Source organism: Kandleria vitulina DSM 20405, from assembly GCF_000702065.1.
GTDB lineage: Bacteria > Bacillota_I > Bacilli_A > Erysipelotrichales > Coprobacillaceae > Kandleria > Kandleria vitulina.
Genome location: NZ_JNKN01000001.1, coordinates 130,762 through 151,674 on the forward strand (window position 1 = coordinate 130,762; position 20,913 = coordinate 151,674).

Sequence of the window (20,913 nt, forward strand, 5' to 3'; positions counted from 1 at the left end):
ACTTTCATAATTTATTTCTATTTCAGAAAAAAACAGGCAATTTCTTGCCTGTCATGTTATTGAAACGGATGATCCTTATCAATACGAATACGCATAATATCCGTACATTTATTTGTATGATCATCAAAAGTAAGCAATGTAGCTAAGAACTGCCCTTCATCTTCTGCCACCCTAAATGGTGTCATAAGACTCGTTAAATTACGTTTAATGATTGTTTCCTTTTCACAGCCGATAACAGATTCATAAGGACCAGTCATACCTACATCACACTGGAAAGCTGTTCCTTGTGATAAGATCTTTTCATCTGCAGTAGGAACATGCGTATGCGTACCTAAAACAGCCGATACACGTCCATCTAGATAATACCCAAGTGCAATCTTATCACTTGTCGTTTCAGCGTGGAAATCGACAATATGGATGTCACTGTCATCTTCTAATAGAAGATCATCAATCACTTCAAATGGATTGTTAGACTTGCCATCCATAAAAGTCAATCCTAAAAGATTAGTCACACGGACCTTCTTCCCCTTGATTTCAATCTGACGACTTCCTACTCCGGGAAGACTTCTAGGTTTATTTAATGGGACAATCAATCGATCAGCATCATCGATATAATCAAATAGTTCTCTTTTTGCATAAGTATGATTTCCCATTGTGATCAATGAAATGCCTTCAAATACCATTTCATCATAATGCTTGCGAATAAGTCCTTTACCATGAGAAACATTTTCTCCATTAGCAATAACCATATCCACATTGTATTTCTTTTTTACTTGAGGAAGATATCTAGAAAGCACCTGTCTTCCCGTCTTTCCAAAAACATCTCCGATAAATAATATTTTCATATAACATCCTCTTTACAAAAAATAAGATAGGAAAAGTCCTATCTTATTTTGCAATTTCATTTGCGCGAACTTCTCTGATCACAGTGACCTTGATATGTCCTGGATAAGTAAGTTCATTTTCAATCTTTTCCTTGATATCTCTTGCAAGTTTATGTGATTTGAGATCATCAACTTTTTCTGGGTTGACAATAACTCTCACTTCACGTCCTGCCTGAATAGCGAAGACTGTATCAACACCATCAAAGCTCTTAGAAATTTCTTCAAGCTTTTCAAGTCTCTGAATATAGTTTTCAATTGTTTCACTACGGCTTCCTGGTCTAGCGGCAGAAAGCGTATCAGCAGCAGATACTAACACTGCAACAACTGATTCAGTTGGGACATCTCCGTGGTGAGACGCAATCGCATTGATGACAATATTATTTTCACCCATACGTTTAGCAAATTTAGCACCAAGCTCAACGTGGCTTCCTTCCATTTCATGATCCATGGCTTTACCAATATCATGAAGTAATCCTGCACGTTTGGCCAACTGCTGGTTAATACCTAATTCAGCAGCCATGATGCCTGCGAAATGTGCAACTTCTACCGAATGCTGTAAACCATTCTGACCGTAGCTTGTACGATACTTAAGTTTACCGATCATACGGATTTCTTCTTTCTTCATCTTAGAAAGACCAAGTTCAAAGACCGCATCTTCCCCTGCCTTATAGATGATATCGTCGATTTCCTTCTTCGTATTTTCGACAACTTCTTCAATTCTTCCAGGCTGGATACGACCATCCTTAATTAACTTTTCAAGAGCCATTCTGGCAATTTCTCGTCTTACTGGATCAAAACACGACACAGTAATAACTTCCGGTGTATCATCAATGATCAATTCAGCGCCAGTAGCACTTTCAAAAGCACGAATGTTTCTACCTTCACGACCAATGATACGCCCTTTCATTTCTTCACCAGGTAAAGAAACAACATTAACAGTACGTTCTGTTACTTCTTCCTGAGAATAGCGATTTATCGCATTAGCGATAATATCTTTTGCAAAGAGTGAAGCCTTTGTTTTTGCTTCTTCTTCCTGTTCCTTGATATAGGCAGTGACTTCATTTTCCATCTGTACCTTTACCTGTTCAAACAGTTCCTTCTTTGCTTCCTGTGCTGACATCGCAGCAATTTTTTCAAGTTCAGCAACCTTTTCATCAATCTGATGTTTAAGCTGCTCTTCATACTTACCTAGTTCTGCTTGTTTCTTATCTAATTGTTGGTTTTTCGAATCAAGGATATCCTCTTTTCCTTGTAACGCGATATCTCTTCGATCAATATTCTGTTCTCTCTGAGATAGCTGATTTTCAAATTTTGTCAGTTCTAGACGCTCAGCTTTAATTTCTTTTTCTGACTGTAGCTTATATTCATAAGCTTGAGTCTTTGCATCTAAATTCGCTTCTTTGATAATATTATCTGCTTTAGCGTTTGCATCATCAACAATCTTTTTGGCTTCATCTTTCGCCTTTGATAATTTAATGCTAGTATATACATTTTTGATGATAATACCTAAAATGATACCTATAACAAAAACCAGAACAAGGAATACATATTTTTCCATGCCATTCTTCCTTCCTATGATTTTTTGAGGTAATTAAAATACCATATCAATTATATATGATTTATTCATCAATTTCAATACTCACACATTTCTAGAATAAACTCATTTATGTCAAATAAATAAATTAATACCCTTTCTTTTTCTTTAATATGACAAAGAGAGAATGTCTACACATTCTCTCTTTGTTTAAATGCAATATCAAGATTTGATCCAGTATATCTGACAAGCTGATCTACAAATTGTGAAGAAGCATCTTCATCCATGCCATCTTCAATCCATTGCATCATCATGCCAACAAAAGCAAAACGACAGAAATTCAGCAAAAACTCCTCGTTGTCTTTCTCATCTTCTTCAATGATATAGTATTTTTCAAGATAAGCCTTCACAATCGTATAGAAACTATCACCAAGCAATGTCGTCATACGCTCATCATAGGAGGATGAAATCATATGACGGGCGCGATTTTGATTACACAATACAAAATCAATGATAGCTCTCATACAGTTTTCAAAGCTTTCGCCCTCTTCAATATAGCTTAATGCCGCCTGTGTCTGTCTTAAAAAAAGCTTCTCTAATAGATCATAGATATTATCAAAATGATAATAGAACGTATTACGATTAACATGACAATAATCAGCTAAATCCTGGATAGTAATCTTATCCATAGTCTTCTCATCAAGCAAATCAAAGAAACCCTTGAGAAGCACTTCTTCCGTATCGTGCATCTACTCTTCTCCCATCATGATGGCACGTACCTGTGTCTCCACTTCTTCCATGATTTCAGGATGATCATTAAGATAAGATTTCGCATTTTCACGTCCCTGACCAATCTTTTCTCCCTTGTAGGCATACCAAGCCCCAGATTTTTCAATAATGTCATACTGAGTCGCTAAATCAAGCACTTCTCCATCATGAGAAATACCTTTTCCATAGATGATATCAACCTGAGTTGTCTTAAATGGTGGGGCCACCTTATTTTTAACAACTTTAATGTTGGCCTTATTACCAACAACATCACCACTAATTTTGATCTGTTCACTTCTTCTAATTTCAATTCTTACTGAAGAATAGAATTTTAAAGCACGACCACCTGTAGTTGTTTCAGGATTACCAAACATTACCCCAATCTTTTCTCTTAACTGGTTGATAAAGATAACTGTACAGCTTGTCTTGTTCATAATACCTGAAAGCTTTCTTAAAGCCTTGGACATAAGTCTTGCCTGAAGACCCATATTCTGGTCGCTCATTTCTCCATCAAGTTCAACCTGTGGCACCAACGCTGCAACAGAATCGACTACAACCAGGTCAATAACACCTGAACGTACAAGCATTTCTGCAATCTCTAGCCCCTGCTCACCACTATCTGGCTGAGATAAGATCAGTTCATCAACATCAACACCAAGATTTTTAGCATAGACAGGATCAATGGCATGTTCTGCATCAATAAACGCTGCCTTGCCGCCTTGCTTCTGACATTCTGCAATTGCATGCAAAGTCAATGTGGTCTTACCACTTGATTCAGGACCATAGATTTCAATAATACGTCCCTTAGGATATCCACCTATTCCTAAAGCAAGATCTAATGTCAATGAACCAGAAGGGATAACATCAACATCCACTGAAGCACGATCACCAAGCTTCATGACAGACCCTTTACCAAATTTCTTTTCAATTTGCTTAATAGCGTCATCTAGCGCTTTTTCTTTATTCTCAACATTGACGCTAACACTCTTTTTCTCTTTTGCCATAATTCTCCTCCTATCATTCTATACACGCTGATGATGTATTTTTCTTTATTTCATTTTTAAGATTATCAATACCAAGCTGTAATGCTTTTTCTACAATATCTTCACGTTTACCAGAAAGACGATATTCAAAAACAGAAACGTGATCAAGATAAGCAATGCCAATATAAATAAGTCCTACCGGTTTTCCTTCCATAGCATCCGGTCCAGCATTTCCTGTAAAGGAAATGCATATATCACTATCAAAGATTTTTTGTCCATGTAGACACATTTCCTTGGCAATCTGACTTGAAACAACGCCGTATTTATCAATTAAATCTTGATCGATGCCCACCACTTTATGCTTAATCATCGTCTGATAGCTGACAATCGAACCACGGTATACTTTCGAAATACCTGGGTTCATGCCAATGCGGCTCGCAAAATGTCCTACCGTAAATGATTCTACACTAGAAATAGATAAATGTGCATCAATAAGCATCTTTGCTAATTCTTTCATCACAAATCTCCTTTACAAAAATAAATCGTATGACACAAGACTGCCATACGATTTTTTATTAGTTCTTCTTTACAATTGTCAATGTCGAAGTCTTAGCGTTTTTCTGTGCATTTGTCAACGGTACTTCTTTATCATTAATATAGTACTTAGTATCAGTAGAACGACCATTAACAATCTTTAATTTTTTAAACTTAGCAGCATTCAATTTAGCTGTGACAGTTTCACCTGCCTTATATGTTCTATTTTCAAACTTCGATGAAGCTACGCCATTAACATAGAATCCTGCCCAACTTTTCTTACCAAAGACAACCTTAACAGTAATCTTGTCCGTTTCACCAGATACATTTACCTGATACATAGGATAACGCGTACTTGAAGAAAGCGACTTAAATGAAACAGTAGCTTCTTTCTTTTCTTCTTTTTCTTCCTTTACAGGAGCTGTTTCCTTTTTCTTAGTTTCCTTCTTCTTAGTAGTCTTAACACTACCAGTAGTCGACTGCTGTGTAGATTCAGATGATGATCCCGCTGGCAATGACTTGATAGCAGTATACGCTACAGCAACAATCAAGGCGACAACAACACAAATAATACCAGCACGAATAAATTTGAGGTGACTCTTGTCTCTATAGACATTATTTTTCCCATTGTAATTAGGTCTTTCAAATTGGAAATTATTCTTGTTCTGAACTTTTTCCTTTTGCGCTTCAACAGCCTTAGCTGCTTTTTCTAATTCTTCTTTTTTTATTTCTTCAGTTAAAGCTAAATAAGAAGCAGTAACCTCATCAACATCCATATCAAGTACTTTACAAAGCTTTCTTAAGTACATGCGAACATACATTTCATCACCTTCATAGCGATTAAATGCTCCACTTTCAATATCCTTAAGGATTGCAATAGAAAGCATAGTTTTTTCTGAAAGCTGTTCAATTGTTAGCCCTTTTTCTAGCCTTTTCTGTTTTATTAATTCACCTAAATTATTCATAATGACCTCCGTCTATGATTAACATATTAATTAAAACATAAAACTCGAGTTTTGACAACGTCAAAGAAAAGTTTTACATCATGACTATAAATGAAAAAACACGATAATATATCGTGTTTACGTCTGCTCTTGTAAGCCGTGTTCTGTTTTTCAACCAATCATTTCTCTTAGTTTCCTACCTGATGTCAGTTCAGTTCCTTCCATCAGACTCCCCTACCAAATTTGGGTTTCTACCTCGCGGAGTTTACCAACTTTTCACTCTTAGCTTTCGCTAAGCCATAGTCTCTGTGGCACTTTATGGCTAGCTCCATATCAAAGACTTAGGAGCATCGCCGTCGTCAACTTGCGTTGCCTAGGCTTATTGGGCCTAGCACGAACACTACGAGCATCACAGCTCGTGATAGCACGGACTTTCCTCTACTTCTAGCGATTGATTCTCGCAGACGCTATTCAGATTTCTTACTATAGACTTCTTTTTCCAACTGAGAAAGTCTTTTTAACAAATCAACATTCGATTCCATCTGAGATTCAATATTTTTAGCACTCTCTGCTTTTGCATTATTTTCATAGGACTGAACTTGCGCTTTCAATTTAGATACTGTTTTCTGCAATGTATCAATTTCATCATATGCGCGATTGAGCATAGCGGCAAAATTTTCATAATCAGCCACAACAACATCTAAAAAATAATCAACTTCATTGGCATTGTAGCCTTTAGAATCGATCTGAAACTGCTTATTCACGATTTTCTTTGGACTTAACTTAATCTTATTTTCCATATACTCTTCACTCCCTGATAATCATTTTACAAAAAAAGACAAGAAATGCAAGCAAAATCTTATTCTTTACTGTTTATGAGGTGTTCTCCCCTCTTTTTTTATAGCCATGACCATAAAATATTGGTATAATAAGTCAGAAGGAGAAACGTATGGTTAAGTATCCTAATAAAAAGAAAGTGACACATTTGTGCTTGCAGCCTTTAAAAGGGGAAAGCCGGCATTATACAGCTTATCGTGGAATGAACTTGGAAGAAGATATTAATCTTTCTAATTCCTACTATCTTGAAAATGACATTGCGGTCATCTACAAGAAACCTATTCCCGTTCAGATTGTTAAGGTGGACTATCCAAAACGAAGTGCTGCAAAAATTGTAGAAGCTTATTATCGTAAGCCATCTACAACTGACTACAATGGGTTATATAAAGGAAAATATGTAGATTTTGAAGCCAAGGAAACGAAGGTTGACAATTTTCCTTTTAAGAATATCTCCGATCATCAGATCAGACATCTTGATCGTGTTATTCATCATGGAGGCATTGCCTTCTTGATTATTGCATTCACTTCAATCAATGAGGTCTATCTCATTGATGCATCCTACATTGTAGATCGTTACTGCCATGCGAGTAAGAAATCCATCTCTTATGAGGAAATCAAGCAACTTGGTCATCTCATTAAACAAGGATTTCAACCTCGTCTAGACTATCTTAAAATTTTAGATGAGTTTTACCTTAAGGAGGATTCATAATAATGAAGACAAAGAAAGTCAAACTGAACAAGAAAGCCAAGCGACGTTTAATCATCGCTGCCATATTAGCAGTTTGCGTCTTGATTGCAAGTTTTGCTGTTTACTTCACAGCCTCAGTCTATTCACAGATTAAAGACTTTGACATCAACAACTTAACAACAACAGCCACTTCTAGTCAGGTTAGCGAAAATGGGAAAACGTACTATACATATGGCTCTGCACAAGGGAAATATACGAAGTATTCAGAGATTCCAGAAGTTATGGTTGATGCCATAGTTTCAGCCGAAGATTCACGTTTCTTCGTCCACGATGGTTTCGACTTACCTCGTATTATTAAAGCGACAATCGGCCACATCACCCATATCGGTGTTGGTGGTGGTGGCTCTACTATCACTCAGCAGCTGATGAAGAAAACTTACTATCCTCAAGAAAAAAAGACAATGCAAAGAAAGCTTGGGGAAGCAATTCTTTCTATTCAGGCTACTCAGCAGACAACTAAACAGAAGATACTAGAACTTTATTTAAATAAGATCTATTTTGGTAGAGGGGAAAACACTGTTGGAATCTATGCTGCAAGCAAGTACTATTTCAACAAGGTTCCATCTCAATTGACATTACCTGAAGCTGCTTATCTTGCAGGTTCATTAAACAACCCAGTGTTCGATGATGTTTATTATGTTTACCAGCGTTCTGAAAATCGTCGTAATGTGATCTTAAACTTAATGAAGAGACATGGTTATATCAGCGATTCGCTTTGTGAAGCCACAAAGAAGGTTCCTTTAGCAAATACGCTTCAAAAGAATCCAGTTAAGCAAAGCAAGAAATACGCTGCTTATGTTGACCGTGTTACAAGAGAACTTAAATCTGATTGGGGCATTGATCCAAGCAAGACCAATGTTACAATCTACACTTATCTAGATACCGAAGTACAGCAGTATCTTGATGATATTGCTTCAGGAAAGAACTATTCTTTCCCTAACAAATATATGCAGACTGGTGGGGTCGTTCAGGAAAGTGCAACTGGACGTATTCTTGGATTATTATCTGGACGTGATTTCAAGGTCGGCAACTATTCTTATGCCTTCTCTGATCGTCATCAGCCAGGTTCTTCAATCAAGCCTATTCTAGATTATGCTACTGCATTTGAATATCTATACTGGTCAACTGGTCATATGGCCGATGACTCTACTTACTCTAAAGGTGGATGGACACCAAAGAACTGGGATAGAAAAATCCACGGTGATGTTACACTTTATGAAGCATTAGGTAAATCTTGGAACTTAGCTGCGATCCATGCCTTAAATGATGTATGGAAAAAGACAGGTAAACAGAAGCTTATCGATTATCTAAAAGGCTTAGGTTTCCAGATGGATAAAGAAACATTCTCACTTGCCTATGCAATCGGTGGTTGGTCATACGGTACGACTCCACTTGAAATGGCTGGTGCTTATGCTGCTATTTCTAATGGTGGTACTTATATTAAGCCACATACTATCAAGAAGGTTGTTGTTAATACAACTGGTGAAACAATTAATGTTGATGAAAGATTAAAATCTGACAGCAAGCAGGCTATGGCTGATTATGCAGCCTTCATGCTAAGAGAAATCATGACAACTTATGTCAAGGATGAAAAAGATTATTCAGCCTTTGATATTGGCTACAATATCGGTGCTAAGACTGGTACTACCAACCATGATGGTAAAGTTCCAGGTATTCCTAGAGGTAAATCAAAAGATAACTGGCTTTGCGGTTTCTCTGAAGATTACTCATGGGCATTCTGGAATGGATATACTGATAGTGACCAGCGTAAGCATGGTTTATATATCAGCGGTACTAACCAGTCTAAGTTAATTGCTGCTAAAGTCGCAAATCTATTATCTAAACGTAAAGCTAAACATTCTTATGAAACACCAAGTTCAGTAGTTCAGGCTAAGATGGTTCAGGGTACTTACCCATATGAAGCACCTAGAAACAGCTATACTACTTATCAGAATGGCAAGAAAGTCATTACTGCATGGTTCGTTAAAGGACATACACCATCTGGTTCAAGTTCAAATGAAACAAGTGCAGATACACTTTCTACATTATCTTCATTTAGTGCTAGCGTAACTGATGATAATCAGATCAGAGTTACATTTAGTTCTTATGATCCACGTTCAATGGTTACAAGCGGAGATGTTGTCTACCGTGTTCAAGTCTACGAAGGAAGCACTCTTGTTCACTCACAGTCCTTGAGTTCTTCTTCCGCTACTCTTGGTTTCACACCTGAAGCCAATAAGACTTACCGTGTTGTAGGATTCTATTCATGGTCAAATGGTTCTGGTACTTCTAATAAGGTTTCTAGAACTATTACTACTAAGAAATCTTCTACAGAAAAGACATCTTACAGCGTTTCATCAAATGGTTCACGTGTATCCGATGGTTCTACTATTACTGGTAGCTCAATTACCGTAAGAACATCAGGTGATTCTTCAAACCAGGTTACAATTCGTCTTTCTGGTTCAGGAACTGCCAGCAATACAATCACTGCTGGAAGAAGCACTACATTCAGTGGTCTTCAGCCTGGTGGAAGCTATACTGTAACACTTACTGAAACAACAAGTGATGGTTCTACAAAATCGCTTGGATCATTTAGTTTCAAGGTACAGTCAAACACAACTGAAGAAACAACAGAAGACTAAAAAGGAGAATCGGTTGATTCTCCTTTTTCATAGTTTCTTATTCTTTTCTTTGCATAGATCTACAAGCTGGCATTCCTTGCATCGAGGTGATTGGGCTTTACAGAAATATCTTCCAAAGAAAATAAACTGATGATGCAGCTTGTTCCATCTTTCTCTTGGCAGTGTGCGCTTAAGCTTCTTTTCAACTGTAAGTACACTATCCTCGTTTTTCGCAAATCCTAGGCGTTTTGAGACACGTTCTACATGTGTATCTACAGGAACACTAGGAACATAAAAAGCTTCTCCTACGACCACGCTAGCCGTTTTACGGCCTACTCCCGGTAGAGTGATCAGTTCATTGATGCTTTGAGGCACTTCACCATCATACTTCTCACAAAGCATTGCAGCCATTTTCTTGATACTTCTTGCCTTATTGCGATAAAGACCAATACGTCTTATCAATTGTTCAATATCTTCCTGATTGGCATCACGATAATCACTTGCACTATGATACTTCTTAAAAAGTTCAGGTGTTACCTTATTGACTGAAGCATCAGTTGTCTGTGCTGACAATAAGACCGCAATCAATAATTCAAGTGGAGTTGTATAATGAAGTTCACACTTAGCATCAGGGTAAAGACGATCAAACTCATCTAATATTCTATTCTGTTTCTTCTCTATCATTAGCCCCACCATTTAAAGTCTTTCACTTCATCGCTAAAGCTAGAAACAGACTCCTCTTCCTTCGTTTTAATCACCTTGCCATATTCACTCCAGTTTTGTAGAATACGTTCCACATAGCGGAAATTCTTCACATTAGCCTTCACAGCTTCCTTGACTGCATCCATGATCATTTCATCATCATAGCCAGATCGTTTAAAGTCATTGATAAAGCCAATCTCTGTAACAGAAAGAGAACGACCAAATGATTCTTCAAAGAAGGATACAAGATTGACATCCTCCTTTTTTTCTTCCTTTTCATCCAAAAGCTTCATTTGAATAGGTTTAAAATCAAGCTGTCCATTACATCTATTAACAAAATGACCATTGATCAGCTTTAACATAATTTCATCAATACGAGAAAGCGCAAGTGATGAATATCGTGAAAGACATTGTGGTGTAATAGGTCTGATATTGAGCTTATGACATGTCATCATAAGCATGAGAATATGAATATCTTCATCTGTAAGATTCAGTTGTTTCCCTTTTACTAAAAGTAAAGTATTCCAATCTACACAGCCATAATCAATAATATCCAGATTCATGATGTCCTCCTATAGATTATATGATTTCACAAAGTCCCCTTCTAATGAATAAAAATAATAGTATAAATGATTCTTGTTTTGATATTTTGCATAGTACATGAATTTATCATCTTCATAGCAGATATGAACAGCCTTTACTTCATGATGTTCTTTCTTAACTTTCTCTTTAATACGAGCATCACTCATGTAGTTTCCTTCATAGCTTCCTACGAGTTTCTTTTTTTCATCAAATGCGACAAGTTTCTTTTTGCCATCTTGTTTTACTTTCATGATGTAATATGTCTTTTCTCCATAATAAGGATAAAAATAATGATCATATTGCATCTTATTAGAAGAAAGAAGTTCATTTCTTAATGATTGTCCTTGTTGCTGATGTTTACTGTATGGTGTATGAACCATATTAATCAAAATAATCATACCGATCAGAAAAACAATGACCACCGTTGAAACTCCAATAAAAAGATAATGTTTCTTATTCTTAGTATCCATATTCTCTCCTCCAGTGATGTTTATTATATACCATCCCTTCTACAAAAAAAAGGGCATACGCCCTTTAATCGTTACGACTGCTGCCAATGATGACAAGCAGTATTCTAAGCATTGATGCAATTGTCGAAATAACAGCTGCCACATAAGTCAAGGCTGCCGCAGAAAGCATGCGCTTTGCGCCAACATATTCATCATCCGTCAAGAAAGATGCATCGAGAATATGCAATGCACGTGCTGATGCATTAAATTCTACTGGCAAAGTGACAACCTGGAATAGTAAGATTCCAATGATCAAGAAGAAGCCTACCCAGGCAATCTTTGTAGCTCCTAGAGCTAAACCGATCATGATTGCGATCCAGCCAAGATAGTTGCCCATATTGGCAAATGGCACAATCGCATTTCTAAAAAAGATTGGACGATAGTTCGTATTGTATTGAATCGCATGCCCACATTCATGAGCTGCAACTGCAATAGATGCAATAGAGTTTCCTCTATAGACATCACGGGAAAGATTGATTGTCTTCTTAGAAGGATCAAAATGATCAGAAAGTTCGCCGTTGACCTCATAGATAGGCATATCAGCCATGCCGTTGGCATCAAGAATCATACGCGCAACCTGTGCGCCTGTGAGGCCTCTTTCATTAGGGACTTCCTTATATCTCGCATATGTTGTTTTAACTTTAATCTGGGCATATAAAGCCAATAAGGCTGCAAGACCAACAAAGATTGTTCCTATCAGATAATAAGGATTACGCAACATCATGCTATAATACCATAAATTAAGCATAAACATTTACCTCTTTCTTTAAATATACTTTTATTATACACGAAAATATGAATTATTTATGTACAAAAAAGACGCAATTAGTTCATTGCGTCTTTTAGTCTATTGCTAGGCTTGAAACTTACAGTTCTGCTTGCAGGAATTGTAATGATTTCTTTTGTCTTAGGTGAAACACCTTTTCTTTCATGACGGTTGTTAACTTTAAAAGTTCCAAATCCAGAAATAAGAACTTTTTCGCCATCCAACATTGTATCTACCATAGTATCAAATACTGTGTTGACTAAGATCTCAGCATCTTTTTTAGTAAGATTTCTTTTCTCTGATACTACGTCAACTAATTCTTTTTTATTCACGAAAAAACCTCCTCAATGAAACTGTAAATACTATAACAAAGTGAACTCATAGTTTCAAGTAAGAAAGTCAAATTTTTACGCTTTTTTCAACAAAATATAGCAAAAAAAATGTCAGCATGCGCTGACAGATTTTTAATAAAGTCTTTCTGGTTTAAGTTCACGGTTCATAAGCTCTTTAATCTTTTCACTAGGCTTATCTCCGCAATAGAGTACTTCATAAATAGCCTGTGTAATTGGGGCTTCAAAACCAGGATAGTTAGCAATGTCATCATGGATGACCTTACATGTTCTTACCCCTTCAACGGTCTTAGTATTACCAACCATGAAGTCAGAAGCACCATCAGCTTCACCAATTTCCTTACCAGCCTGGAAGTTTCTTGAATGAACACTTGAACAAGTAACAATCAAATCTCCAAGACCAGTTAGACCAAAGAATGTTTCTTCTTTAGCACCTTTTAATAGACCATAAGAAACCATTTCCTTAAGTCCTCTTGTAATTAATGCAGCACGGGCATTATCACCATAGCCAAGTCCCTTTAAGACACCTGAAGCTACCGCAATAACGTTCTTGTAGGCAGCACCTAATTCAGCCCCTACTTCATCATTACCAGTGTATACTCTTAAATATTCATTTGAGAATAATGACTGAACGCTTTCTGCTGTCTTTTGATCCTGTGAAACAGCACATACGCTTGTCAACATTCTTACAACGACTTCTTCTGCATGAGAAGGACCAATTAAAGAAACAACTGGGTTGATTTCATCTTCAGTAAATACTGAACGAATCGTATCTGAAATACGGCTGTTCGTATTCATATCAAACCCTTTAGCAGCATTGATGATTGTCACCTTCTTCTTAAGAATCTTTTTAATATCTTCCAAGACAGTACGAATAAACTGAGAAGGAATAGTTACCAAGATAAAATCAGCGCCATCAATTGCTTCTGCTAAATCCTTAGTAGCTCTGATATTTTCTTCGATCTTAATATTCTTAAAGTATTTATAGTTACAATGTCTAACATTGATGTCTTCGATTTCTCGATCATCAACACCATACATCAATAAATCTACTCCATTATCATTCAATACTCTCGCTAGACCTGTAGCCCAGCTTCCTGTTCCTAAAATTGCTACTTTCATTGTTAGTCCCTCTTTCTGCAGATAATATGAATTGGTGTTCCTTCAAAACCAAAAGCATCTCTAAACTTGTTTTCTAGATAACGCTTATAACTGAAATGAAGGAATTTTGGATCATTGACAAATAACACGAACGTTGGCGGTGTTACTGCCACCTGATTACCATAATAGATTTTTAGACGTCCACCTTCAAAGTTAGATGTAGGATTCATTGCCTGAGCATCAACCAATACATCGTTCAATACGGAAGTGGCAACACGTTTTCTCTGATTATCATATGCTTCATGAATAAGGTCAAACAATGTCTGAACACGTGCGCTTGTCTTAGCACTGACAAAGGCAATACGTGCATAATCAAGATACTTAAAGTCTTCTCTTAATTTCTTCTGCATCTTAGCCATAGTCTTTTCATCCTTGTTCACAAGGTCCCATTTATTGACAACCAGGACAACCCCTTTACCAGATTCATGTGCATATCCAGCAATGTGTTTATCCTGTTCAATAATGCCACGTTCACCATCGACAAGAATAAGAATTACATCCGATTTTTCAATGGCACTCATAGCTCTTAAGACAGAGTATTTTTCAACGTTTTCATAAATCTTACCTCTTTTACGCATACCAGCTGTATCAATGACACGATACTTCTGACCATCTTTAGTAAAAGCTGTATCGATAGCATCTCGTGTTGTACCTTCAATATCAGATACGATAACACGTTCTTCTCCAAGAAGTGCATTAGTTAAAGATGATTTTCCAACATTTGGGCGTCCAATTAAACTAAATTTAATTTCATCTTCTGGAAGATCATCCTCTTTATCAGGCAAGAGACGTACAACCTGATCAAGTACATCCCCTACACCAATCCCGTGTGAACTTGACACGGGAATAGGATCTCCTATTCCTAATGAATAGAAATCGTAAATATTATCTCTAAATGCAACATCATCAATTTTATTACAAGCTAAAACAACTGGTTTCTTTGATTTCTGCAAGATTCTTGCCACCATCTGATCTTCAGCAGTTACACCTTCACGACCATTTGTCACAAAGACGATGACATCCGCTTCTTCAATCGCAATTTCAGCCTGCATTCTAATTTCTTTGACGAAGTCATGATTAGCAAGTTCAATTCCTCCAGTATCAATAACCGAGAAATCTCTAGTGAGCCATGAAGCACGGGCATAAATACGATCTCGCGTAACACCGGGCGTATCTTCTACGATGGAAATACGTTCACCTACAATTCTATTAAAGAGCGTTGACTTTCCGACATTCGCTCTACCGACTATCGCAACAACACCTTTCATCATCACTCATCATCCCTTTCTAACCTAATTTCTGACTGACAAGATCCATGACAGTAGCGACTACTTCATCCAAGCTCATATCCGATGTATCGATTTCAATCGCATCATCAGCTTTCTTTAATGGAGAAATTTCTCTCGTCATATCTGCATGATCTCTTTCAGCTATTTCTTTTTTAATTTCTTCTAAATCAGAATCAATACCTCTTTCAAGGTTTTCTTTATGTCTTCTAATAGCACGACATTCAATAGAAGCAACCTGATAAATCTTTAATTCCGCATCAGGTAATACGACAGTCCCAATATCGCGTCCATCTAGAATGACACCTCCACCTTTCGCCATATCTCTTTGCTGAGAGACAAGGAAAGATCTCACTCTGCTATATCCTGATACAATGCTTGCTCCCATGGATACTTCGTTTTCACGAATAGCCATTGAAACATCCTGATTGTTTAGCATAATAATGCCACCAGGCAACATATTGATTTTTATATCTTTAAGTAAATTGCATACGCCTTCTTCATCATGAAAATCGACCTGATGAATAAACGCATAGTAGGCAACACATCGATACATTGCTCCTGTATCGATGTATGTATAATTAAGATTATTTGCAACCATTTTTGCAATTGTTGACTTACCGGCGGCAGCCGGTCCATCAATCGCAATTGATATTTTATCCATTCCAAAGACTCCTTACACTATTTTCATCTGAACCAAGATAGTATAAACAATAAACATGAGAACTGCAAGAAATAATAAGACAATAATAAGATTTAGGAAGAAATCTAGTACTGGATGAGCCTTTTTATCGTCATTTTTCTTCTTAGATTGCTGACGTTCAACTTCTTTTGTTTGCTTCTTATCTACTTTTTCCTGTTTCTTAGCTTCTTTTTCTTGCTTCTTAAGCGCTTTTTCTTCTTCAGCTTTCTGTCTCTTAGCAGCCTTTTCTTCTTCTATTTTCTGACGTTTAGCAGCTTTTTCTTCTTCCTTTTCCTGCTTAGCAGTCTCTTTTTCCTGTTTCTTTAATGCCTTGATTTCTTTTTTTGAAAGCTGAGTCGTTTCTTCTTCTACAATAACAGGAATGACAGGTTCTTCTTCTTTTTCCTCTTCCTGAGACATTTCAGTAAGTGTTTCCTGAACACTCATAGGAGAAGATGAAACATCCTTTCCTTCGCTTAAATCCTCTTCATCCACATTGATGCTAGTAGCATGATGATCTGCCTTTAAACGATTAAGAATATCCATTCTTGTAGAAAAATCATCTTTACCGATATTTTCCTTTACACGATTAAGTGCAGACTTCACATTCTCATCTACTTCCAATGTTTCATAGCTAAGCGGGTTAAGCATTGATTCATCAACCTCAGCATCTTTTGACTTTGGAATAAATGAAAGAAAATCGTCTTCTTCTTCCGCTGTTTCTTCTACAACTGGAAGTTCTTCCTGATTTTCCTGTGTGGCTTCTCTTAAATCTTTATATTTGTTTGTTCTTGTCTGTTTTTCTTCCATTTTCATCACCACGAACATTATAACATAACTTAAATATTCTGAAAATAGGCTTTCAAAATAGAATAAGATGGTTTATAATAATCTGTGTAAATTATTGATAGGAGGATCGTTTATGGTTAAAGTAAATGAAAATTGTATCGGTTGCGGTGCTTGTACTGCAGTATGCCCTGATGTATTCGATCTTAATGATGACGGTGTGGCAGAAAACATCTTAGGCGAAGTACCTGCAGATTTAGAAGAATCTGTAAAAGAAGCTGCTGAAAGTTGTCCTGTTGAAGCAATCGAATTATAATTCCACTAAAAAAAGTCCTATTTGTTAGGACTTTTTTTCTTTCTTAACGCTAAGTTTCTTAAAACCTTCACTTCATGTGGAGTCAAGCGACGACAGCTTCCTGGTGTCAATCCTTTTAAGTCAATAGGACCGATCATAATACGATGCAATCTCTTAACCGGATGACCAACTGATTCAAACATCTTCTTAACCTGACGGTTCTTTCCTTCAATAAGTCTGATCATAAGCATAGTTGTACCATGTTCATCATCTACATCTACTACCTTGATCTTAGCTGGAAGTGTCTTTACCCCTTCAAGATAAACACCTGATTCAAGCATCTTCTTTTCCTTTGTCTTAAGAATACCCTTAATTGATACTTCATAGATCTTTTCTAAATGAGAAGACGGATGCATCATTAAATTAGCGAATTCTCCATCATTACTCATAAACAATACACCAGTTGTATCATAATCAAGTCTTCCAACAGGATAGACACGTTCCTTGATAGCTGTGAAATAATCAGCTACACATGGACGATTATGTTCATCTTTCATTGAACAGATGACACCTTTTGGCTTATAGAATAAATAATAGACTTTATTTTCTTTTTCTAAAGAATGACCATTGATAGTAATGACATCATTCCCACTTACTTTTGTACCTAAAACGTTGCAGACAACACCGTTGACTTCAACTTTTCCAGCTTTAATAAGTTCTTCAGCTTTTCTACGCGATGTATACCCGCTCTGGGCAATAACTTTCTGTAAACGTTCCATATTACTCTCCTCTAATAAATCTTGCTATCTTCTCAGCATCATTATAGCCTTTTCTATAGAGAAGATATAGATTTTGTTTTTCTTTTGATAAAGTTGACATATGCCCAATTGTATCTGGCGCAACAATCAATACTTTTCCTTGTTTTTCAAGCTCCAATGCATCCTTTAAAGCAGCATTGTACACTTCTGCTCTTTTTCTTAAATGCTCACTTGCTTTCTTATCAATCTTAGAAAGAATGTTGGCATTTAATTTATCGTGATCAGAATCACGCATGTAATCTTTTGGTCTTGTTAAGATCAATACAACTTTATCACAGCCATCTTCTAAGGCACGTCTAACTGGGATGGGTTCTATAATGCCCCCATCATAGTAAGGTACACCTTCAATATTGACTGGCTTGCAGACAATTGGTAAGCAGGATGATGCTGAAAAGATGCGATATTCATCCTGGTTGATATCTTTCTTGGTAAAAATATGAGGTTCTCCCGTATTGGCATTATAAGCCAACACATTAAATTTCATCGGATTATTCTTCAAGGTCTCATAATCTAAAGGATTTTCTCCTTCTTTTCTTGATAATGTGTAATAAATATAATCCAGATCAACATAGCTTCCTTTGTTGATGAAATTCTTTAAGCTCATATATTCTTCCCTGAACGCATAATCCATGAAGAAATGATAGTTTCTTTTATATTGTTTAGCAGTAAAAGAAGCAAGATTGGCACTTCCTGCTGAAATGCCGATACCATAGTCAAATGTAATATGATGCTCTAGGCAATAATCAAATACGCCTGCACCATAGATATCTCTTGTTCCACCACCTACATCGATAATACCAATCATAATTAATCTCCTAAAGGATAATCTTCATACCCTTTTTTCGTCTTGATCATTTTAACAGTAGCTTCTAATCCATGCTCTGATAAATACTTTAATAAATAAACAAGAAGTTCTCTTGTTTCTTCATTCATGATATAGCTATGTGCCCCATTAAGATAATACTGTAATGGAAAATCATCAGTATAATTTTCGCCATTATAGATCATACTTGCTGCCACGCGGTCACAAAACATTTCAAGAACATAGCGATAAGGCATCTTGGCAGCCTTGATGCCATCTCTAGTAAAATCCACCCAGAATTCCCAGTGATGCATGTTTCTTCCTTTATGATGAAGCCATGCCAGCGAATAGCCATTCAGCTTACGTTCCGCACCATTAGGAGAACTTGTTCCACGGTAGTAACGGATTCCCGTCTTAAATTCTGTCCAAGTATATTTAGATAAATCATGAAGCAGCCCCTGCTTATAAAGTCCCACTTTAAAGCAGAGTCTGCCAACTAATATTTTATGTGCTGTAATTGTCTTAAAATGATTCCATGCATTCATTATTTCTCACCAATCGTAAGTATACACACTTTCTTGCACGTGTCAAATGGCTTTTCTTTTTTAGAAGTCATGATATAATGTATAAAAAGTGGAGGTGGTCATATGCCATTCAAAATTGATATTCAGACAAATATTGATGAGAAAAACCTTGATATAGAAACATGTAAAAATCTCATCCGTTCTCTTGAAGAAACGTATAAAAACACACGTACTGAAATATATAGTCATTTCTTAGGAATGAAATCCATGCGTCTAGCACTCATGCTTGCGGCAACATCGCTTTTCTTCTATTTCATGACAACTATGCCATTCTTCTTATATGGTGCCTTTGGAAGTGTCCTTCTTATCATGATTGCATCTTTACTGTTGGCAGAGACAACATCAAAGATCATAAGAAAACAAGTTAAAATGAAAATTGAACAGTTCAAAGAAACGCTTGATCGTCTTCAGCGTATGAAAGAACTTAAAAAATCCTAATCTTCATTAGGATTTTTTTCTTTATATTTTGTATTAAAGATATCTTCTTCATCAAAATCATCACTGATTTCTTTAAGCTTAGGCAATTCATCAAGACTCGTTAACTGAAATGCATCCATAAAGACATCCGTAACCCCATAAAGGATCGGTCTCCCCGGTGCATCAGAACGTCCCACTTCCTTGATAAGCGCCTTGGCGCAAAGCTTTCTTACCATCGCTTCACATCCCACACCGCGGATCTCTTCGATCTGTACACGGGTGATTGGCTGATAGTAGGCTACAATAGCCAATGTCTCTAAGGCTGATTTTGACAATTTAGCAACGTTTTCTTTAAAGAGTGATTGATAATACTGCTTATGCTTTAAGAGCGTTACCATCTTAAAATAGCCGCCATAATTGACAATCTCAAACCCTTTGACTTCTTTTTTTTGATACATATGAATAAGTTCATCCACATACATCATGACTTCCTGTAAAGAGAGCTCTAAAGCTTCACCAATCTGCTTTACACTGATTCCTTCATCTCCTGAAAGAAAAATCATGCCTTCAATTATTGATAAATATTCATTCTTATTCATAATACTTTCCTTTCAGATAGATTCTATCAAAGTTTTCTTCCTGCGTGATGACCAGCTTCTGATTCTTGACAAGAACAAGAACCGAAAGAAATGTTACGACCGCAAAATAGCGATCCCCTTCATCAAAGAGATCTTCAAAATCGACAAGCTGCCCCTTCTTCATGCTGAAGAACGTTTCAATCTGTTCACATCTTTCCGCAATAGAAATTTCTACTCGGGCTACTTTTGATTCCAATGGCGACTGCGCCATTTTTCTTTTTAATATCTTCTGCATCGCAGAAATAAGATCATAGACTTCCAGATTATCAGGAAGCTGATCTTCTACTTCACTGCTGAACTGATCTAGTGTCGGCATCTTAGAAAACATCATTTGTCTTTGATTGTATGCTTCCTCAAATTCCTGAATCACTTCATTAATCTGATTCTTTTCGATCAGCTTTCTGATCATTTCCTGACGTTTTTCTTCATAGTCATCTTCTTCATCAAGATGCTCTTTTGGCAAAAGCAGTCGACTCTTCATTTCAATAAGCCAGGCAGCCATCACAAGATATTCAGACATCGCTTCTAAATAAGAAGGATCCATCGTTTCTATATATGCGAGATACTGATCACAGATGATGGAAACATCAAGATCAAGAAGATCCATATTCTTCTCTTTAATAAGATGCAACAACAGATCCAGCGGTCCTGTAAATTCTTCTGTTTTTACCTGATATTCCAT

Annotated in this window: 25 protein-coding genes and 1 other RNA gene; 4 read left to right on the plus strand and 22 right to left on the minus strand. The window is 36.7% G+C overall.

Features of this window, described 5'->3' with window-relative positions:
* Nucleotides 1-56: 56 nt before the first annotated feature.
* From T513_RS0100645 to gpsB, 8 genes are all read right to left on the minus strand, one after another.
* On the minus strand, nucleotides 57-845 hold the full coding sequence (locus tag T513_RS0100645; RefSeq protein ID WP_029071138.1) for a TIGR00282 family metallophosphoesterase: 789 nt from the start codon (nucleotides 843-845) through the stop codon (nucleotides 57-59).
* A gap of 43 nt (nucleotides 846-888) precedes the next feature.
* Nucleotides 889-2,442, minus strand: a complete 1,554-nt coding sequence (gene rny / locus T513_RS0100650) for a ribonuclease Y (protein WP_029071139.1) — start codon at nucleotides 2,440-2,442, stop codon at nucleotides 889-891.
* Nucleotides 2,443-2,609: 167 nt separating this feature from the next.
* Nucleotides 2,610-3,167 (minus strand): TetR/AcrR family transcriptional regulator, encoded by a 558-nt coding sequence (locus T513_RS0100655; RefSeq protein ID WP_029071140.1) that lies wholly within the window; start codon nucleotides 3,165-3,167, stop codon nucleotides 2,610-2,612.
* The gene (gene recA / locus T513_RS0100660; RefSeq protein WP_031588519.1) at nucleotides 3,168-4,190 is read right to left on the minus strand and encodes a recombinase RecA; all 1,023 of its coding nucleotides are present in this window, start codon (nucleotides 4,188-4,190) and stop codon (nucleotides 3,168-3,170) included.
* A gap of 13 nt (nucleotides 4,191-4,203) precedes the next feature.
* Complete coding sequence (locus T513_RS0100665; RefSeq protein ID WP_031588520.1) at nucleotides 4,204-4,686, minus strand: CinA family protein; 483 nt, start codon at nucleotides 4,684-4,686, stop codon at nucleotides 4,204-4,206.
* A gap of 58 nt (nucleotides 4,687-4,744) precedes the next feature.
* Nucleotides 4,745-5,668, minus strand: a complete 924-nt coding sequence (locus tag T513_RS0100670; protein ID WP_031588521.1) for a helix-turn-helix domain-containing protein — start codon at nucleotides 5,666-5,668, stop codon at nucleotides 4,745-4,747.
* A gap of 131 nt (nucleotides 5,669-5,799) precedes the next feature.
* Nucleotides 5,800-6,106, minus strand: an RNA gene (rnpB, locus tag T513_RS11865) — RNase P RNA component class B.
* Nucleotides 6,107-6,114: 8 nt separating this feature from the next.
* The gene (gpsB, locus tag T513_RS0100675) at nucleotides 6,115-6,447 is read right to left on the minus strand and encodes a cell division regulator GpsB (protein WP_029071144.1); all 333 of its coding nucleotides are present in this window, start codon (nucleotides 6,445-6,447) and stop codon (nucleotides 6,115-6,117) included.
* A 149-nt stretch (nucleotides 6,448-6,596) separates the two neighbouring features.
* Between gpsB and recU the strand changes: the two genes are divergently transcribed.
* Both recU and T513_RS0100685 read left to right on the plus strand, forming a co-directional pair.
* Nucleotides 6,597-7,193, plus strand: coding sequence for a Holliday junction resolvase RecU (gene recU, locus T513_RS0100680; RefSeq protein WP_031588522.1), 597 nt, complete (start codon nucleotides 6,597-6,599; stop codon nucleotides 7,191-7,193).
* A 2-nt stretch (nucleotides 7,194-7,195) separates the two neighbouring features.
* Nucleotides 7,196-9,874 (plus strand): transglycosylase domain-containing protein, encoded by a 2,679-nt coding sequence (locus tag T513_RS0100685; protein WP_031588523.1) that lies wholly within the window; start codon nucleotides 7,196-7,198, stop codon nucleotides 9,872-9,874.
* Nucleotides 9,875-9,901: 27 nt separating this feature from the next.
* Here the strand turns inward: T513_RS0100685 and nth are convergent, their stop codons facing one another.
* The 9 genes from nth to T513_RS11600 all read right to left on the minus strand — a co-directional run bounded on the left by nth (nucleotide 9,902) and on the right by T513_RS11600 (nucleotide 16,701).
* A complete protein-coding gene (gene nth / locus T513_RS0100690; RefSeq protein ID WP_031588524.1) occupies nucleotides 9,902-10,537 on the minus strand; it encodes an endonuclease III in 636 nt (211 codons plus the stop codon).
* A complete protein-coding gene (locus T513_RS0100695) occupies nucleotides 10,537-11,118 on the minus strand; it encodes a DnaD domain-containing protein (protein ID WP_029070752.1) in 582 nt (193 codons plus the stop codon). Before T513_RS0100695 ends, nth begins: the two co-directional genes overlap by 1 nt.
* A gap of 9 nt (nucleotides 11,119-11,127) precedes the next feature.
* Entirely contained in the window at nucleotides 11,128-11,607 is a 480-nt protein-coding gene (locus T513_RS0100700; protein WP_031588525.1) for a hypothetical protein, read from the minus strand.
* 64 nt (nucleotides 11,608-11,671) lie between these two features.
* Nucleotides 11,672-12,394, minus strand: a complete 723-nt coding sequence (locus tag T513_RS0100705) for a zinc metallopeptidase (RefSeq protein WP_031588526.1) — start codon at nucleotides 12,392-12,394, stop codon at nucleotides 11,672-11,674.
* A 77-nt stretch (nucleotides 12,395-12,471) separates the two neighbouring features.
* A complete protein-coding gene (locus T513_RS0100710; RefSeq protein ID WP_029070749.1) occupies nucleotides 12,472-12,744 on the minus strand; it encodes an HU family DNA-binding protein in 273 nt (90 codons plus the stop codon).
* Nucleotides 12,745-12,876: 132 nt separating this feature from the next.
* Entirely contained in the window at nucleotides 12,877-13,884 is a 1,008-nt protein-coding gene (locus tag T513_RS0100715; protein WP_029070748.1) for an NAD(P)H-dependent glycerol-3-phosphate dehydrogenase, read from the minus strand.
* 2 nt (nucleotides 13,885-13,886) lie between these two features.
* A complete protein-coding gene (gene der / locus T513_RS0100720; RefSeq protein WP_031588527.1) occupies nucleotides 13,887-15,194 on the minus strand; it encodes a ribosome biogenesis GTPase Der in 1,308 nt (435 codons plus the stop codon).
* Between the two features lie 16 nt (nucleotides 15,195-15,210).
* Nucleotides 15,211-15,873: a (d)CMP kinase gene (cmk, locus tag T513_RS0100725; RefSeq protein ID WP_029070746.1), complete on the minus strand. Its 663-nt coding sequence runs from the start codon at nucleotides 15,871-15,873 to the stop codon at nucleotides 15,211-15,213.
* A gap of 12 nt (nucleotides 15,874-15,885) precedes the next feature.
* Entirely contained in the window at nucleotides 15,886-16,701 is an 816-nt protein-coding gene (locus tag T513_RS11600; protein WP_051551146.1) for a hypothetical protein, read from the minus strand.
* A 112-nt stretch (nucleotides 16,702-16,813) separates the two neighbouring features.
* On the opposite strand from T513_RS11600, the gene T513_RS0100735 reads away from it, so the two are divergent.
* Complete coding sequence (locus tag T513_RS0100735) at nucleotides 16,814-16,993, plus strand: ferredoxin (RefSeq protein WP_029070745.1); 180 nt, start codon at nucleotides 16,814-16,816, stop codon at nucleotides 16,991-16,993.
* Nucleotides 16,994-17,010: 17 nt separating this feature from the next.
* Here T513_RS0100735 and T513_RS0100740 read toward each other — a convergent pair whose 3' ends face one another.
* The 3 genes from T513_RS0100740 to T513_RS0100750 are packed head-to-tail and all read right to left on the minus strand — an operon-like array spanning nucleotide 17,011 to nucleotide 19,137.
* Nucleotides 17,011-17,751 (minus strand): pseudouridine synthase, encoded by a 741-nt coding sequence (locus T513_RS0100740; RefSeq protein WP_029070744.1) that lies wholly within the window; start codon nucleotides 17,749-17,751, stop codon nucleotides 17,011-17,013.
* A 1-nt stretch (nucleotide 17,752) separates the two neighbouring features.
* Nucleotides 17,753-18,595: a patatin-like phospholipase family protein gene (locus tag T513_RS0100745; protein WP_080703068.1), complete on the minus strand. Its 843-nt coding sequence runs from the start codon at nucleotides 18,593-18,595 to the stop codon at nucleotides 17,753-17,755.
* Nucleotides 18,596-18,597: 2 nt separating this feature from the next.
* The gene (locus tag T513_RS0100750; protein ID WP_029070742.1) at nucleotides 18,598-19,137 is read right to left on the minus strand and encodes a DUF5662 family protein; all 540 of its coding nucleotides are present in this window, start codon (nucleotides 19,135-19,137) and stop codon (nucleotides 18,598-18,600) included.
* Between the two features lie 102 nt (nucleotides 19,138-19,239).
* Between T513_RS0100750 and T513_RS0100755 the strand changes: the two genes are divergently transcribed.
* The gene (locus T513_RS0100755; RefSeq protein WP_029070741.1) at nucleotides 19,240-19,614 is read left to right on the plus strand and encodes a hypothetical protein; all 375 of its coding nucleotides are present in this window, start codon (nucleotides 19,240-19,242) and stop codon (nucleotides 19,612-19,614) included.
* Here T513_RS0100755 and scpB read toward each other — a convergent pair.
* Together scpB and T513_RS0100765 are read right to left on the minus strand one after the other, a co-directional pair.
* Nucleotides 19,611-20,192: an SMC-Scp complex subunit ScpB gene (gene scpB / locus T513_RS0100760; RefSeq protein WP_029070740.1), complete on the minus strand. Its 582-nt coding sequence runs from the start codon at nucleotides 20,190-20,192 to the stop codon at nucleotides 19,611-19,613. The genes T513_RS0100755 and scpB overlap by 4 nt on opposite strands.
* Nucleotides 20,185-20,913 carry a segregation and condensation protein A gene (locus tag T513_RS0100765; RefSeq protein WP_029070739.1) on the minus strand — a complete coding sequence of 243 codons (729 nt, stop codon included), beginning with the start codon at nucleotides 20,911-20,913 and terminating at the stop codon, nucleotides 20,185-20,187. Before T513_RS0100765 ends, scpB begins: the two co-directional genes overlap by 8 nt.